The organism is Microbacterium sp. (assembly GCF_047602155.1).
Lineage (GTDB): Bacteria > Actinomycetota > Actinomycetes > Actinomycetales > Microbacteriaceae > Microbacterium.
Genome location: NZ_JASGHZ010000001.1, coordinates 106490 through 121205, shown reverse-complemented (window position 1 = coordinate 121205; position 14716 = coordinate 106490). Strand labels below are relative to the sequence as shown.

The window sequence follows — 14716 nt, the reverse complement described above, 5'->3', positions numbered from 1 at the left end:
CGCCCGCGCCTCTCCGCCCGTGCGCGAAACCTCACAAATGTCCGCTCAAACGCCCATTTCGGGCGTTTTTCGCGACATTTGTGAGGTTTCGCGGGAGGGGCGGGGGGTGGAGACGGTGACGGTGAAGCGGGGGTCGCGGGCGACCTGGGTCGTCGGGCCGACGAGGCGTTCGAGGACGGGGCGGTAGCGCAGCGGCGAGTTCCAGACGCACCACAGTTGTCCGCCCGGCCGCAGCACGCGCGCGGCGTCGGCGAACAGGCGCGGTGCGAGGTCGCCGGTGACGGCCGCGCCGGAGTGGAACGGTGGATTCAGCGCGATGAACGACGCGCTGGCGTCGGGGCGCGCGGCCAGCAGGTCATCGCGCACGACCCGAACCCGGTCGGCCGCGCCGTTCGCCGCCACCGTCTCCCGCGCCGAGGCGACGGCGGCGGCCGACTGATCCGTCGCGTACACCGAGGCCGCGGGATGCCGCAGCGCCAGCGCCGTGGCGACGATGCCCGTGCCGCAGGCGAAGTCGATCCACGGGTCGTCGGGCGTCCCGCCCTCGGGGTGAGGGGGCAGGTGCTCCAGCAGCAGGCGCGTGCCGAGGTCGAGCTTCGCGCCCGCGAACGCGCCGCCGAACGCGCGCACCTGCAGCTGCGTGCCACCGGGCGGCGTGCCACCCGGCAACGTCACCGCGGCCGCGGCCGGCGCCGGATCGCGCCCGTCGTGCGGGCCCCGCGCCACGAGCACGCGCGACTTCTGCCGCGCGTGCGTGACGTCGACCGTCGCGAAGAACGACCGCAGCACGTCGTTCTGCGCCACCGTCATGTGCTTGAGGCGCCCACCGGCGAACACGACGACCGACGGGTCGGCGTGCGCGGCGACGAGTCCGGCGACGTCGCGCAAGGCATCGAGGGAGCGGGGGAGGCGCAGCAGCACGACCCGCGCCCCGCGCACCAGCTCGGCATCCATCGGCATCGAGCGAAAGCAGCCGGTCAGGCCCAGCGCCGCGGCGTTGGCCGCCAACGCCTGCTCGCCGGTCAGCGCGTCCTGGTGCACGCGCACGTCGGCCGCGCCGCCTGCCGCCGCGTGCCAGGCCGCTCCCAAGGCGAGCGCCCCGTAGCCGTCGCCGATGACGACGACCCCGCCGGCCGGCGCCGCAGAGCGCGCCGCGGCCGACTCGTCGAGAATGAGGCGGTCGGCGGCGTCGAACGCGACCAGCCCGGACCCCTCGACATCGGGCCGGCGGCGCAGAGCCTCGAACGGGAAGCTCATGAGTCCGCGTACCGCAGGCGCACGTCGCTTGGCGTGCACTCGTCGCCGATCCGGATGCCGCCCGCCAGCGCGCCCGCCACGCGCAGCTCGGTCAGTGATGTCACGGCGCGACGGCGCAGCTCCCACGGGTCGATCGTGTTGACGAAGATCCTCGTGCCGCCCTCGAACCCGGCGGGCGTCGAGATGCGCCACTTCAGCACGACGCGCCACGGCATCGGCCACGGCGCCCCGGACGGGCGGTAGTGCCACTCCTCGTTGGTGGGCACCTGCGCCCCGGTCGCGGCATGCAGCGCGTGCACGAGGTCGGACACCGCGCGGATGCCGGCATCCGAATGCTCCTGCGGCAGGTTCGCGGGCGACGTCGAGTAGATCTCGAACGCCGGGTAGCGGTGCCCGACTCCGGCGAACGCGACGGCGCCGTCGTTCGCCGCGACGACGAGTCCCTCGGCGACGGCGAGGTCGGCGATCGCGCGTTGATACAGGTCGCGCCCCTCCGACAGCAGCCGCAGCTCGTGGTCGACCTGGGGGCCGTGCTCGTCGATCGCGACGAGCTGCTTGTGCAGGTGCTCGAACGACGCGCCGGCCGGGCGCAGCCAGTTCTGGAACACCGACACGTACGCGGCGTGCGGCTGTGCGGCCTGGATCTCGGCCAGCGCCTGCACGGTGAAGGCGAAGTAGGCGGCGTGCTCGTCGGGAGTGAGCGTTCCCGAGGAGGCGAGCTGGGCATCGGTGGTCGCGCCGTCCACGACGTGGCGCCTGGCGACGACGACGTCGTGCGAGCCGCCGAGCAGGTCGAGGGTCGCCTCTTCGAGCGAGGTCTCCACGCCCGATGCGCGGGAGCGGATGGCGGCGAGCGCCTCCAGCTGTGCGTGGCCGACCGGGTCGGCGAGGTACTCGCGCGCCCACTCGAACACCCCCGAGGGCTGGCGGAACCCGTGGTTCTCGCGCCAGTACTCCGCCGAGACGATCTCGAAGAGGTTGCCGAACCGGCGGAACTCGGCCACGGAGTCGGAAAGAGCGCTCGCGGGCACGTGCCGCAGCTCGGCGAAGCCGGCGCCGACCAGTCGGGCCTTCTCGGGCGTCGTCTCCAGGTACCGGTCGACGCAGAAGGCGCACAGCCGCCGGTGTTCGCCGGGCTCCAGGATGCGCACGTCGTCGCGCGGTGCGGCCAGCGGCCGGTTCGCCCGACCCGGCACCGTCCAGACGCGGGTTCCGGTGAGCGGGCCGACCTGCTTCACCGTGCCGTCGGGGAGTCGCTGGAGCCGCTTCGGCGCGCCGTCTTTGAGCACGACTTCAGCCTAGGCGAGCGGGTTCAGCTGCCGTCGGCGACGAGCCTGACGCGCACGATGTTCGTCGACTCGTCGAGCTCGGCGACGGCCGGGTAGGCGCCGACGAAGTCGGAGAACGACCGGTGCCCGAGCGCCTTCTCGCTGAAGGAGGGGTCCATGCGCTTGAGCAGGTTCTTCACCGCCGACAGGTGCACCCATTCGTCGTCGGTGCGCTCCTGCTCCAGGCGCAGGGCACGGCCGAGCAGCTCGGCCGCAGGGTCCGCGGGCTTCTTGCGGCGGCGCGAGGAGGTGGGGGCGGCATCCGTCGTCTTCTTCTGCGCGGGAGCCGGAGCCGTGACGCCGGGCAGCGAGTCGTACGCGTCGAACTGGTCGCACGCCGCCGCGAGCGACTTCGCCGTGGAGCCGGCGACGCCGACGCCGACGACGAAGCGGCCGAGGCGTTTGCAGCGCTGCGCGAGCGGCACGTAGTCGCTGTCGCCGGCGACGATGACGACGTGGGTGAGGTCGGGCAGGCGGAACATGTCCTCGACGGTGTCGACGGCCAGGCGGATGTCGGCGCCGTTTTTCGCGTACGCCGCGGCGGGGAACAGCTGCACGAGATCGACCGCCCTGGCCACCAGCTGCGAGCGGTAGAACGCGTTGACCGGCGACGACCAGTCGGCGTAGGCGCGGGTGAGCACGAGCGTGCCGAAGGAAGCCGCGTAGTCGATGATCGCGCCGACGTCGATCGTCGCCTCTTTGAGCTTCTGGGCGATCTCGGGCTCGTCGGGGTCGGCGATGATCCGCTGCCGGTCGGCCGCGTAGGCGTTTCGGCCGTGGACGCGGTCGTACCAGCTCATGACGATGTTGTCGAAGTCGAGGTAGACGGCGACGCGGTGCGGTTCGGGCATGTTCATCGTTCTTTCGGGTAGCTGACGCCCACCTGGGCGCGGATGTCGTCGAGCGCGGCCATGATCGCAACCGATTCGTCGATCGGCAGCAGGTCGCTGTCGGTGCGGCCCTCTTGGATGAGGCGCTCGGCATGCAGCGCCTGGTACTGCATGCCGCGCCCGTCGATGCGCGACCGGTACTCCTCGAGCACGGTCTGATCCGCAGCGATCAGCCGGAACGACGACGCCACGTACCAGACACGGTCGATCGCGAGGGATGCCGCGGACCCGAGGACATGGGCGATGTTCGGCCCGGCGGCGCGCGACGAGCAGACCAGCGACGAGACGGCACCACCGGCGTGGGTGGCGGCGATGGCGACCTCGGTGTCGGCGCCGGTCTGGCCGAGACGGCCGGTGGCGCGGATGTCGGTCATCGGGCCGAGGATGTCCCACGCGAACGACACGGGGTAGATGCCGAGGTCGAGCAGTGCTCCGCCGCCGAGCTCCAGTGCGTTCAGGCGATGGGCGGGATCGTCGGAGAGGCGCTGCGTGTGGTCGGCGATGACGGCGTGCACATCTCCCAGCGCGCCCTGCGCGATGAGCTCGCGGATGCGCACCATGTGCGGCAGGTACCGCGTCCACATGGCCTCCATGGCGAGCAGGCCCCGCGCGGCCGCCAGGTCGCGGATGGCGGCGGCTTCGCCGGCATCCAGCGTCAGGGCCTTCTCGATCAGGACGTGTTTGCCGGCGCCCAGGGCGAGCATCGCGTGCTCGTGGTGGTGGCTGTGCGGCGAGGCGATGTAGACGATGTCGACGCCCGGGTCTGCGACGAGGTCTTCGTACGTGCCGTACGAGCGGGGGATGCCGTACTGGTGCGCGAACCGGGCGGCCCTGTCGGCGTCGCGCGAGCCGACGGCGGCGACGTCGAGGCCCGCGGTGCGCAGGTCGCTGGTGAAGGCGTGCGCGATGCCGCCCGGGGCGAGGATTCCCCAGCTGAGACTCATGCGTCGAGCCTACGGGTAAGTGCGGCCCGATTCTGTGCTCGGGGGTGCTGGTTCATCCGGCGCGAATCACGGCTATCCGCTGGTTTGGGCGCGTTTTGTGACGGATGAGCGGTGGGGCGCGGCATTCATCCGTCGCATATCGCGGCTATCGCGGGGTTTGGGCGTGTTTTGTGACGGACGAACGCAGCCGCGTGGGCCCGCCGCGCTACGGCACGAGCACGACCTTGCCGTCGACGCCGGCCTCGACGAGGCGGTGGGCTTCGGCGGCATCCGTCAGCGGCAGTTCGCGGCCGATCTCGACGCTGAACCGTCCGGCGGCGAGCAGGTTCACCGCGACCGGGACGGCCTCGGCGCGCCACGCCTGCTCCTGCGGGCCCAGCGGCCTCGGGCTGCCGCCCAGGAACGCCCGGATGCCGAGGGCATCGGCGTCCTTCCCGCGCACGAGGGTGGCGATGCGGCGGCGATCGGCGACGAGGTCGAGCGAGGCCCCGATCGCCTCGTCGGTGCCGGCGATGTCGATGGCGGCGGTGACGCCCTGCGGGGCGAGTGCGCGCACCCGGTCGGCGAGCCCGGGTCCGTAGGCGACCGGCAGGGCGCCCAGCGCCCGGGCGCGGTCGGCACGGCGGTCGCTCGTCGTCGCGATGACGGTGACGCCCCACAGCGCCGAGAACTGGATCACGGCCTGGCCGACCGCGCCCGACCCGCCGTGTACGAGCAGCGTGTCGCCCGCTGTGACGGCCAGCGAGCGCAGCGTCTGGTACGCGGTCGCGAACGGGATGCCGACGGCCGCTCCCACCGCCGCGGGCACCTGCGGCGGGCGCGGGGTGACCTGTGCGGGGGTCACGACGACGTCGGTCGCGTACACGCCCGCCGCGCCGAAGATCACGACCGCATCGCCCGGACGGTACCCCTCGACGCCGGCGCCGACCGCGGTCACGACGCCCGCGCCGTCGCTGCCGACCCGCCGCGGCGCGGTGATCTCGCCCGATGCGCGTGCGCCCGAGCGCAGCTTGTGGTCGAGGGGGTTCACGCCGGCCGCCTCGACGCGGACGGCGAGCTCGCCGGCATCCGGCGCGGGCGGCGTGAGGTCGGTGGCGACGAGAACCTCGGGCCCGCCGAACGCGGAGTAGGTGATCGCGATGGCCATGCCACCAGGGTAGCGACGGCTTCGCCGCCGGATTATCGACAAACGTCTACTTGCGGTCTTCTAGTCACCGGCTCCAGTATGCAAGGAGCAGCGCTTGAGTTGCTTTCCTTTCCCCCCGAGTGATCTGGATCGCTGTGCCTGAACTGACTCCATCGCGCATTCTTTGCCGTCTCGCTTCGACGTGGAGTCGAGTGGCTCGCAATCCAAGAGCGTTCGCGCGTACGTCGAAGCCTTTGGCGATGCGATGGACCGCGTCTGTTGCTGTCGTCAGCGTTCTTGCGGCAGTCCAAGTGGCTCAACCGGGTGTGGCGGCCGCGACGGAGCCGGTGGAAGAGGCGGTGTGGCCCGTCTTGAGCATGTCGGTCGATCCCGGATATGAGGTTCTTGATGGGTTTCGCACGTCGAGTACCGAACCCACGGTCTACGTGTGGGGCGACCTGGCCGAGGACGTCGATGTCGATGAGGATGCCACTTTCGATATCGCGATCGAGGTGCGAGATGCCGCCGCGCCCGGCGATCCGCTCGCATCTGTCATTCTCGAGGATTCAGCAGCAGGAGATCCCGGAACTGATGGGAGTTGGGTGGTCCCTTCCGACTTGCTGGTTGCGGGTCACGACTACGAAGTTCGTCTGCGTTCGCAGTCGGCAGGCGAACACGGTCCGTGGTCTGGCTGGTACGGACTCGCCGTGGTGGTTCCGCCGCCGGGGCCGACGCTCAGCAGTCCGGGGGAGGGCGAGTGGGTCGTTGCGAGCTCGTTGGTCAGCGCAACGGTGCCCTCGGATGCGCCGGCGGGTCAGACGACCGTTGTGTTCGAGTTCCAGCGATTTTGGGAGTATGGGGCGCCGATCACGAGCACGCAGTATAGCGACGCCGACCCAAGTGGGGTAGCGACGACCACGGTGCCGTACGGATACCCCTTCGGCGACGGGCCCGTGAGGTGGCGGGCGAAGTGGATCAACGGGCTTGTTTCCGAATGGAGTGACTACTCGACGTTCGTCGTCGGAAAGAAGCCGACCGCGCCGACAGTACGCGGGTCGGGTACCGCGCTGTCGCTCAACATCTCCTGGACGCAGCCTTCGAGCAACCCCTATCTGATCGGTTCTGATTTCGATGTCACGCTGGAGCGAGACGGCGCGGTCGTGCGCGAGTCGACCGTCGGTGGCTATCAGACGCGCACCGCTTTCGAAGGCGTCAGCCCTGGCACCTATACGGCAAGAGTTGTTGCGCGCAATCCCCTCGGCTCGAGCCCCGCTGGATCGGCAACGGTTGAGGTGACCTCGACGTACCCCGGTGCGCCCAAGAACGTGAGTCTGGAGATGCTCGGTTTGGCCGCCGAGCTGTCCTGGGAAGCTCCGCCACTCGACGGCGGATCGCCGATCATCCGCTACGACGTCGTTGTGCTCGACACCTCGGACTACTCGGTTGCTTCCACCATTTCGACGACTGCCACCACCGCGTCGGTCGGCGGCTTGTTGGCGGGGCGGGAGTACCGATTCACCGTTGATGCGGTGAATGCCAAGGGATCGAACCGCGCCTTTGGCGGTTACGGTGTCGCTTTCGATGTCCCGGATGCCCCCACCGGCGTGGAGACCGTTGTCGGCGATGGCTTCATCGATGTGTACTGGGACGCGCCCAGCGACAACGGCAGCCCCGTCACGTCGTACATCGTGTCCGCCGGCCCGGGCTCGGATCCGATAACGGTTCCCGGTCGATGGGGCCGGCAGGGCGCTCGGATCTACGACCTCACCAACGGTGAGGACTATGTCATATCCATCCGCGCCGTGAACGCAGCCGGCGAGGGGCCCGGCGTGGACTCCGACGTCACCGCGCCGATGTCGGATTCGACTGACACCGATGCCGACGGCCTTCCCGATGTTGTCGAACTCCGGGTGGGCAGCGACGTGTCGCTGCCCGATTCCGATGCCGACGGCATCACCGATGCGGATGAGGTGCTGAAGCTCTCGGGGTTCACCTCTCCCGCGATCCCGGATTCAGACGGCGACGGCATGAGCGACGCTGACGGTGACATCGATGGCGATGGCATCACCAACCTCGACGAACTGGAAGACGGTCTCAACCCGGTTTCCCCAGATTCGGATGCCGATGGGCTTGATGATCAGGCAGAGAGAGTCGCGGGCGCCGATCCGCTGGAGCCTGACACCGACGGCGATGGAGTACCGGACGGACGAGAAATCGAGAACGCCCTCGATCCACTGTCAGCCGACTCGGACTCGGACGGGGTTTCCGACAGCGAGGAGGAGATCTCACGCAGTATCACCGCGACTGTCATTGATCGGGCGGGGACAGTGTTGGATGGTGAAGCGGAGCCCGAGTTGGACCCCGGGCAGGGCGGCATCGCTCCGGCCGTGGCCGTCGTCTCAGCCCTGATCCACCGTGGTGGTTGGGTTGTGGACCGCGTGGCGTGAAGTGAAATGTCCTTCTGGTCTGGGAAAATGTTGATTGTCTAGATCAATGTTCCGCAGTCCGGAAGGACATCTCGTAAGTGAAAGCATCTCACGGTATCGCTCCGGTGTTCGATGACCGGAACCTCGTGTCGCACGCAGGCCTGGTACCGGTGCTGGAGCTGGCCGAGAAAGCGGGCCTGACCGAGCTGGTCGAAGCGTCCTCGACGCTTCCGGCGGCGAGCGTGGCGATCAAGGTCCGCACGATCCTCGGCGGGATGCTCGCCGGGGCGGACAGCATCGACGATCTTGGCGTGCTGCGCTCTGGGGCGACGGCCCGGGTGCTCGGGCAGGTGCGGGCGCCGTCGACGATCGGCACGTTCCTGCGCTCGTTCACCCATGGTCACGTCCTGCAGTTCGGGAAGGTTAACCGGGTTCTGTTGCGTCGCCTGTTGGGCGAGGTTCCCGCGTTGTCAGGGACGGAGGGCGGGCTGGTGTTGGTGGACATGGACGACACGATCCGTGAGGTCCACGGTTACCAGAAGCAGGCCGCCGCGTTCGGATACTCCGGGGTCCGCGGGCTGAACGCACTGGTCGTGACGATCACAGGGCAAGACGCGGCCCCGCTGGTCGCGGAGGCGTCGCTGCGGCGCGGGAACGTCCGCTCCGGCGACAACGCCGCCCACCACCTCGCCCGCGCGCTGACGACGGTGAGGGAGACAATGCCGCGGCGGCGGGTTCTGACCCGGGCGGACTCGGCGTTCTGCACCCACGAGAACGTGACCGCCGCGGCCCGAGGCGGGGCGTGGTACTCGTTCACGATCCCGCAATGGCGCACCGTGCAGGCCGCGATCGCGGGCATCCGCGAAGACGCATGGACGAAGATCAAATACACGAACGCGGTCCGCGACGAGGACACCGGCGAATGGATCAGCGACGCCGAGGTCGCCGAGGCTCCGTTCACCGCGTTCGTGTCCCGACCCAAAGACGAGCACATCGCCTGCCGGCTGATCGTGCGCCGCGTCAAGCGCCTGAACGTCAACGCCGCGCAGGGGCAGGAGACGCTGTTCGACACCTGGCGGTATCACGCGTTCATCACCAACAGCGACCTCGACCAGATCGAGGCGGACAAGCTCCACCGCGGTCACGCGATCATCGAGCAGGTCATCGCCGAGCTCAAGAGCGGCCCACTCGCTCATCTGCCCTCCGGGAAGTTCACCGCGAACCACGCCTGGCTCCAGCTCGCAGTCATCGCTCACAACCTCTCTCGCGCCGCAGCCACTGCCGCCGGCCTCGGCAGAGCACGCATGGCGACGCTACAGCGCACCATCATCAGCACCCCCGCAAGACTCGCCTCGACAGGGCGGCGGCTCGTGATGCACCTGCCCACGCACTGGCCCTGGGCGCCAGCATGGGCGCTGCTCTGGGCGACCGCGACCGACCCGCCACGCACGGCAACGCCCTGACCACCCAGCCCATGACGGGCGCGACCGGAGCCGAAGTGGAAGAGCCAGAGCACCAGCTGGCAGCACCCGCACGCCCACAAAGGCCACCACTGAACCAACACCAGAGTCCCACCCCGTCAAAACCGACACGGTGGATCAGGGCTCAGGAACTCCGCTGGCAAACGCGGCCGTCCGGGTGAACGAGTCGCGTGCGCCCCCGGTGGTCGCTGCCGTCACCGGAGCCGTGCGCGTGACCGCCTTGCCGACCGATGACGACGCAGACGGAGGGGACGCCCTCGCGACGTCCAGTCAAGGGCGAGCCACGGTGGCAGCACCTTCGTCCGCTTCGGTCAGCGAGGTTCGGCTGGGATATCTCTCCATGGTCGCTGAGAGCCGACTAGCGAACCTGGCGCCCGTCGCGTGGAATGAAGAGACATCAACGTGGGACTTCGTCGACAACGACGTCACGGTGTCCACCGCGAACCACACGATCACGATCGCCGACCCAGAACTCGGTCTGACGTACGCCGTCGTGGACCTGGATGCCTGGGCGGCCGCCGCGTCTGTGTGCGGCGGCGAGGGAGCAGGTTCTGTTCTCCACGAGGTCGAGATCATGGTTGACGCGACCGGGAGCATGGATGACGCGGACCCCACCGGCGCACGTTACGCCGCGCTGCGCGCTGTCATCGGCAGCCTGCCTTCGACGTCGCTGGTCTCAGCCCTGATCCACCGTGTCGGTTTTGACGGGGTGGGACTCTGGTGTTGGTTCAGTGGTGGCCTTTGTGGGCGTGCGGGTGCTGCCAGCTGGTGCTCTGGCTCTTCCACTTCGGCTCCGGTCGCGCCCGTCATGGGCTGGGTGGTCAGGGCGTTGCCGTGCGTGGCGGGTCGGTCGCGGTCGCCCAGAGCAGCGCCCATGCTGGCGCCCAGGGCCAGTGCGTGGGCAGGTGCATCACGAGCCGCCGCCCTGTCGAGGCGAGTCTTGCGGGGGTGCTGATGATGGTGCGCTGTAGCGTCGCCATGCGTGCTCTGCCGAGGCCGGCGGCAGTGGCTGCGGCGCGAGAGAGGTTGTGAGCGATGACTGCGAGCTGGAGCCAGGCGTGGTTCGCGGTGAACTTCCCGGAGGGCAGATGAGCGAGTGGGCCGCTCTTGAGCTCGGCGATGACCTGCTCGATGATCGCGTGACCGCGGTGGAGCTTGTCCGCCTCGATCTGGTCGAGGTCGCTGTTGGTGATGAACGCGTGATACCGCCAGGTGTCGAACAGCGTCTCCTGCCCCTGCGCGGCGTTGACGTTCAGGCGCTTGACGCGGCGCACGATCAGCCGGCAGGCGATGTGCTCGTCTTTGGGTCGGGACACGAACGCGGTGAACGGAGCCTCGGCGACCTCGGCGTCGCTGATCCATTCGCCGGTGTCCTCGTCGCGGACCGCGTTCGTGTATTTGATCTTCGTCCATGCGTCTTCGCGGATGCCCGCGATCGCGGCCTGCACGGTGCGCCATTGCGGGATCGTGAACGAGTACCACGCCCCGCCTCGGGCCGCGGCGGTCACGTTCTCGTGGGTGCAGAACGCCGAGTCCGCCCGGGTCAGAACCCGCCGCCGCGGCATTGTCTCCCTCACCGTCGTCAGCGCGCGGGCGAGGTGGTGGGCGGCGTTGTCGCCGGAGCGGACGTTCCCGCGCCGCAGCGACGCCTCCGCGACCAGCGGGGCCGCGTCTTGCCCTGTGATCGTCACGACCAGTGCGTTCAGCCCGCGGACCCCGGAGTATCCGAACGCGGCGGCCTGCTTCTGGTAACCGTGGACCTCACGGATCGTGTCGTCCATGTCCACCAACACCAGCCCGCCCTCCGTCCCTGACAACGCGGGAACCTCGCCCAACAGGCGACGCAACAGAACCCGGTTAACCTTCCCGAACTGCAGGACGTGACCATGGGTGAACGAGCGCAGGAACGTGCCGATCGTCGACGGCGCCCGCACCTGCCCGAGCACCCGGGCCGTCGCCCCAGAGCGCAGCACGCCAAGATCGTCGATGCTGTCCGCCCCGGCGAGCATCCCGCCGAGGATCGTGCGGACCTTGATCGCCACGCTCGCCGCCGGAAGCGTCGAGGACGCTTCGACCAGCTCGGTCAGGCCCGCTTTCTCGGCCAGCTCCAGCACCGGTACCAGGCCCGCGTGCGACACGAGGTTCCGGTCATCGAACACCGGAGCGATACCGTGAGATGCTTTCACTTACGAGATGTCCTTCCGGACTGCGGAACATTGATCTAGACAATCAACATTTTCCCAGACCAGAAGGACATTTCACTTCACGCCACGCGGTCCACAACCCAACCACCACGGTGGATCAGGGCTCAGTGCACGCCACCACGCCGGTCGGCGTGATCGGCAGCCGCGCGATGTCTGCCACATTCTGGGCAGACTGGTGGATGCTCCGCGAGGTGTCTCCCAGGCAAAGCCCGCTTGATGGGGGCGGGGCGACTCCTGTGGAAGTGGCGCTCCAGTGGGTCGACGACATCGAAGCCGCTGGCGTCGGCGATGATGACAGTTTTCTTGGTGAGGGGGCTGCCTCGTTCGCGGAAGAGTGGCTTGGTGGGCGGCGCAACAACCACTTCCCTGTGGAAAGCTGCGCGAGCAAGTCGATCGTGCTCGTCACCGACGGCGCCTGGCGGCCTCCAGCCGAGCGTGACCCATACGCTGACGAGGACTACGTTCCCTTCCGCCAACGCGATACGCCTGTCCACGTCCTCGATGTCGGGGTCGGGGACGAGGAAGATCGCGACTGGCTGATCCAGCTCGCCGACGACACCGGCGGCACCTACTCGTACGTTCCGACGGCCACTGATCTGGCTGCATGGATCGAGGACGCACGCAATCCTGAACCGCCGCTCACTGACGACACGATCACTGATAGTGACGGTGATGGGCTGAGCGACTGGGTCGAGCAGCACGGAATCCGCTCCACGATGTTCCCGGGAGCATCGAGCTACCTTGGGCGAACGGTGTTCACCGACCCGCAGCTCAGCGACAGCGACAGCGATGGTCTCAGCGACTCCGAGGAAGTCGGTGCCGTCCTCGTACCCGATGCGGCGGGTGTCGACTGGAACGACCTCACTCCGGTCACCGCGTACGCACTCAGCTCCGACCCGACCAGCGAAGATGGCGACGGCGACGGCCTGAATGACCCATCCGAGCTCGAGTTCCACCTCAACGCTCTGCTTGCTGACAACGACTTCGATGGGCTCAGCGACGGAGAGGAAGAGTTCTACGGAACGTACAGCACGCTCGTGGACAGCGACTTCGACGGATTCACCGACGGCTACGAAGCCGCGAATCTCGATAGCGGATACGACCCCGTCGAGCTCACAAAGACTGTCTCCGAGTACGAATGGCTGTCCGAACTCGGCCTGGGCATGTTCTGCGGCGAGATCGATGTCTGCCGCAGAGACTCCATCCCCTGGCTCATCGGAAACATCATCAGCGGCATCCTCGTGTTCGGGGACGTTCGAGACGCGATCGCCGGTGCGGCTGCCCTTGACCTGCCCGTCTTCACCATGGCCGCCATCGGCATCATCCCCGGATTCGGCGACCTGGGCACCGGGATCCGCAAGATCGTCAAAGCGATCGAGAAGTCGGCGGACTCGGAGTTCAGCAGCGCAGCGCTCAAACTGCTGTACAAACAGGCAGACACTGCCACCTACCTGCGCCAGATCGACGAGATCGCTCCGACACTCGCGGGCAGCGTGCGCGGATACGCCACGGGGATATCCGACGACGCTCTCGCGAGACTGATCAACGCGAACGGCATCGATCGGATGAAGATGATGATGAACAGCGCCGCCCTCAAGACCCCCGACTATGGCAGTCTTCCCAAGCCGTCGGCTGGGCTGGGCTGGCGCGGTGCGGAAGACTACCTCCACGACCTCGTCGGTGTGCCAGGGTACACGCAGAAGGCCACCAAGGTTTCCATCAACGGGTCTCAGAGGCTTCGGTTCTTTGACGCGATCGCCGGCGCAACGGCGTTCGAGGCGAAAGTCGGGTCGGCCCGGAATGCGTTCGTCAAGTTCCAGGCCGTGAAGGACGCAGCGATCAAGACAGCGGACAATACGATCGACAGTATCGAGTGGCATTTCTTCGTCAGTTCTCGGACGGGGAAGATCGGGATGTCGCAGGACGTGCTCGACACGCTGGAGACTGCCGGTATCAAGTTCGTGCTGCACATCACGGGAGACTAGGACTGCTATGGATTTCTCGGATCTGGATCGGCCGGTCGCGGAGGACTATCTCCGATACGTGCGCAGCACGCACGAGGTGCGCCTGTGGGAGTTGGCGAACTGGGTCTCGGCAACGGGCGGCCCGGTTGAGGTTCTCGACGGGTCGGTCGGATCCCTCGTACCGTTGTATGTGTGGTTCAAGGGATTCGTCGATGCGGGGATGCCCGGGGTGCCGGACGGCTCGGCGCCCGAAGTGTCGCGGCTGCTGGGGTGGTCGGAGGTAGATCCCGACCGGCTTCGCCAGATCTATGGTGCGGAGGTGCTGAGCCACTACCTCTTTGAAGTGGTCCGACGCTATCACCCGGATATCAAGTGGACGCTGTTCACCGAAGGTCCGGGGAAGACGCGTTGGCTCAGCAACCAGGAGACCGGAATCGTGATACCGCTCCGTGACGGTCCGTCGTGGGAGGGCATCCTCAACGTGGGGCCGAGCGTGCGGCGCAGATACGTCGATCGGGACAAGCTGTCATTCCCTGATGACAGGCTCCGCTCCTCGGCTACTGACGCGTTCATGTTGAACAAGCAGCCGGTGGTTCCGCCGAGTGGGTCGGTCCTTACTGAGTACGTCGGGGCGCCGCGGCCGGACGCGTTGCCGTTGGAGGGGCCGGTGCCGACCTACACGCCGGGGCCGATCCGGAGGGAGACGGCGTCGAGCGTGAAGGATGACCTTGCCGCGCTGCTGAACGCGACCCCGCCGGGTGGGATCGATGAGGGGGATTGGACTCTCGCTGCACCCGACGCGACCGGTGACCTGGAGGATGCGCGGCCGCTCCCGGCCGGAAAGGTGCTCGCCGAACTCAACCGGCGCGGTTACCTGACCATGGACGGTGAACGGGTCACCGTTCGGCACCTCGACGAGGGCATCACGGAGTTGTTCATGCCGGAGTCAGCGACCGTGGACATCGCACTGCTCGTGTCTGGAGGTAAGCTCCGTGCGGTGCATGCGGATGTCGTCGGTGAGGGTGGTGCCGGCATCCTCGCCGCCCTCGCCCGGATCCCGCACGCGACACTGCACCCTACCGAAGACCTCGACTGA

General features: G+C 68.1%; 10 protein-coding genes. 4 read left to right on the top strand and 6 right to left on the bottom strand.

What is annotated here, in order from left to right; all coding sequences use genetic code 11:
- Positions 1 to 45: 45 nt before the first annotated feature.
- The 5 genes from QM720_RS00525 to QM720_RS00505 all read right to left on the bottom strand — a co-directional run bounded on the left by QM720_RS00525 (position 46) and on the right by QM720_RS00505 (position 5566).
- Complete coding sequence (locus QM720_RS00525) at positions 46 to 1257, bottom strand: class I SAM-dependent methyltransferase (protein WP_415124046.1); 1212 nt, start codon at positions 1255 to 1257, stop codon at positions 46 to 48.
- Positions 1254 to 2546 (bottom strand): DUF4921 family protein, encoded by a 1293-nt coding sequence (locus QM720_RS00520; RefSeq protein WP_415124044.1) that lies wholly within the window; start codon positions 2544 to 2546, stop codon positions 1254 to 1256. The genes QM720_RS00525 and QM720_RS00520 overlap by 4 nt, the downstream gene beginning before the upstream one ends.
- Before the next feature lie 23 nt (positions 2547 to 2569).
- A complete protein-coding gene (locus QM720_RS00515; protein WP_415124042.1) occupies positions 2570 to 3442 on the bottom strand; it encodes an NYN domain-containing protein in 873 nt (290 codons plus the stop codon).
- Complete coding sequence (locus QM720_RS00510; protein ID WP_415124040.1) at positions 3439 to 4419, bottom strand: Gfo/Idh/MocA family protein; 981 nt, start codon at positions 4417 to 4419, stop codon at positions 3439 to 3441. Before QM720_RS00510 ends, QM720_RS00515 begins: the two co-directional genes overlap by 4 nt.
- Before the next feature lie 205 nt (positions 4420 to 4624).
- On the bottom strand, positions 4625 to 5566 hold the full coding sequence (locus QM720_RS00505; protein ID WP_415124038.1) for a quinone oxidoreductase family protein: 942 nt from the start codon (positions 5564 to 5566) through the stop codon (positions 4625 to 4627).
- 239 nt (positions 5567 to 5805) lie between these two features.
- Between QM720_RS00505 and QM720_RS00500 the strand changes: the two genes are divergently transcribed.
- Entirely contained in the window at positions 5806 to 7992 is a 2187-nt protein-coding gene (locus QM720_RS00500; RefSeq protein WP_415124036.1) for a fibronectin type III domain-containing protein, read from the top strand.
- 77 nt (positions 7993 to 8069) lie between these two features.
- Positions 8070 to 9434, top strand: a complete 1365-nt coding sequence (locus tag QM720_RS00495; RefSeq protein ID WP_415124034.1) for an IS1380 family transposase — start codon at positions 8070 to 8072, stop codon at positions 9432 to 9434.
- A gap of 839 nt (positions 9435 to 10273) precedes the next feature.
- On the opposite strand, the gene QM720_RS00490 is transcribed toward QM720_RS00495, so the two are convergent.
- Positions 10274 to 11638 carry an IS1380 family transposase gene (locus QM720_RS00490; protein ID WP_415124034.1) on the bottom strand — a complete coding sequence of 455 codons (1365 nt, stop codon included), beginning with the start codon at positions 11636 to 11638 and terminating at the stop codon, positions 10274 to 10276.
- Positions 11639 to 11763: 125 nt separating this feature from the next.
- On the opposite strand from QM720_RS00490, the gene QM720_RS00485 reads away from it, so the two are divergent.
- A complete protein-coding gene (locus QM720_RS00485) occupies positions 11764 to 13641 on the top strand; it encodes a hypothetical protein (protein ID WP_415124032.1) in 1878 nt (625 codons plus the stop codon).
- Positions 13642 to 13648: 7 nt separating this feature from the next.
- Positions 13649 to 14716 (top strand): hypothetical protein, encoded by a 1068-nt coding sequence (locus QM720_RS00480; protein ID WP_415124030.1) that lies wholly within the window; start codon positions 13649 to 13651, stop codon positions 14714 to 14716.